A 2,240-nucleotide genomic window follows, 5' to 3' on the forward strand; every position below is an offset into this window, starting at 1 on the left:
GGCGCCGAAGGCGTCGGCGAGCCGCCGGTCAACACCAGGATCAGGCCCTGCAGGATGACGTTGGTGGCCAAGGTCATGATGATCGGCGGCACGCCGAACTGGGCGACGCCGACGCCGTTGACCAGCCCGATGAAGGCGCCGCCGGCAAGCAGCAGCGGCATGACCCAGACAAGCGGCAGATCCTGCCCGCCGCAGAGCAGCGCCATGACGATCGCGGCCGAATTCAGCACCCAGGGCACCGACAGGTCGATGCCGCCGCCGATGATGACGAAGGTCTGGCCGAGCGCGACGATGCCGACGAAGGCCGCCAGCACCACGGTGGAGCGCATGTTGGAGACCGAGAGGAAGCCCGGCGAGAACATCGCCGTGACCAGGAGCAGCACGACCATGCCGGCATAGGCAAGCACGATGAGGCGATTGCGGGCGAGGAAAGCGCTCATTGGACCCGGCTCCTCGCGGCCTTTTCGGCGACCGAGCTGGCCAGCACCGAGAGCAGCAGGATGACGCCCGACGCGACCGGCTGCCAGTAGCTCGACACGTGCAGGACGAAGACCAGATTGCCGATGAGGGTGAGCACCAAAGCGCCGATCAGCGTTCCGGCGAGATGGCCTCGGCCGCCAAACAGGCTGACGCCGCCGATCACCGCGGCGGCCACCGAGGGCAGGATATAGTCCTTGCCGATGGTCGGCGAACCGGCGCCGGTCTGCGTGATCAGGAACAGCGCGGCACCCGCCGCGAACAGGCCGGACAGGCCGTAGGTGACGATATTGACGCGGGTGATCGAAACGCCCGACAGGAAGGCCGATTTCTCGTTGGAACCGGAGGCCTGGATGGTGATGCCGACGCGCGTCGCGCGGAACCACCACCAGAAGAGGAGCAGCGCCAGCAGCATCCAGACAGGGCTGGTCAGGCCGAGGAGCTGCGCGGAAGCGAAGCCAACCCACCAACCGGGAACGCTGCCGCCATCGGTCGGCAGGATGATCATGGCGACGCCGTTGAGGACCGACCAGGTGGCGAGCGTCACCAGGAAGGGCTGCAGCTTGAGCAGCGAGATCAACAGGCCGTTGAGCGCGCCGATGAGGAAACCGAGCGCCAATATCGTCAGCGCCCAGAACGCCGTGGTCGACGGGTCGTCGGTGAAATGCGTCGCCGCGATCACGGTGCCGAGGCTGATCATGCCGCCGATCGACAGATCGATGCCGCCGCGCACAAGAACGATCGTCTGTCCGGTTGCCGCCAGCATCAGCGTCATCGCCGCCGCCGTGTCGAGATTGAGCTCGTCCAGCGTGAAGACGCCGGACTGCAGGCTGCCATAGATGGCAACGATCAAGGCCAGCATTAGGCAGGCGACGAGGAACGGCGCGCGGTCGAGCGCTCGGCCACGCCAATCGATGCCCGGCCTGGTGTCTTTCGTATGCGCCGGCATCTGCGCCCCTTCCACAGTCTGCTCCACGGACATCACCATGCCTCAGGCCGCCCTGGTCTCAAGCATGGCGGCGCGCAGGATCTCCTCTTCCGAAATATGCTCGCCCTCCAGCGTCGCGGCGATACGGCCGTTGCGCATGACCAGCACGCGGTCGGCGACATGGACGAGCTCCGGCATGTCGCTCGAATGGAACAGGATCGCATAGCCCTTGGCGGCGAGATCGCGCATCAGCTGGAAGATCTCGCCCTTGGTGCCGACATCGACGCCGCGCGTCGGATCGTAGAGCAGGAGCACGCGCGCCTGCGTCAGCAGCATCTTGCCGAAGATCACCTTCTGCTGGTTGCCGCCGGACAAAGTGCCGGCAAGCTGTTCCGGCGTGCCGGCCTTGATGCGCAGGAAATCGACCATCTCCTTGACCAAGGCAGCTTCCTTTTGGCGGCTGAGCAGGCCGTTTTCGGTGAAGCGCTTGATCACCGACAGCGTCAAATTCTCGCGCACGCTCTTGGTCAAGAGCAGGCCCTGGCCGCGCCGGTCTTCCGGCACCAGCGCGATGCCGTCCTTGCCGGTCAGTGCCTGGCGCGGATTGCCGATCGCCGCTGGCCTGCCCCAAAGCTCGATCGCGCCGCTCGCTTTCGTTGCGCCGAACAATGCCTGGAACAGCTCGCGCTGGCCATGGCCTTGCAGACCGCCGACGCCGAGCACCTCACCCTCGCGAAGCGAAAAGTCCACGCCCGACAGGCGGCTGCAACTGGCGAGGTTCGCGACCGTGAGCGCGACGCGATCGGTCATTGTCGGCACGCGCTCGGGATAGAGC

General features: G+C 66.2%; 2 protein-coding genes and 1 pseudogene. All 3 read right to left on the bottom strand.

Going from position 1 to position 2,240, the window contains the following annotated elements; all coding sequences use genetic code 11:
- A pseudogene (locus EOD07_RS31460) lies at positions 1 to 440 on the bottom strand (ABC transporter permease); the annotation flags it as partial.
- On the bottom strand, positions 437 to 1,465 hold the full coding sequence (locus tag EOD07_RS31465) for an ABC transporter permease (protein ID WP_127238048.1): 1,029 nt from the start codon (positions 1,463 to 1,465) through the stop codon (positions 437 to 439). The pseudogene EOD07_RS31460 and the gene EOD07_RS31465, both read right to left, overlap by 4 nt.
- 3 nt (positions 1,466 to 1,468) lie before the next feature.
- Positions 1,469 to 2,240: ATP-binding cassette domain-containing protein (locus EOD07_RS31470; RefSeq protein WP_164772731.1), on the bottom strand; the 772-nt coding region annotated here is incomplete at its 5' end.

The sequence above is a fragment of the Mesorhizobium sp. M2C.T.Ca.TU.002.02.1.1 genome (genome assembly GCF_003997225.1).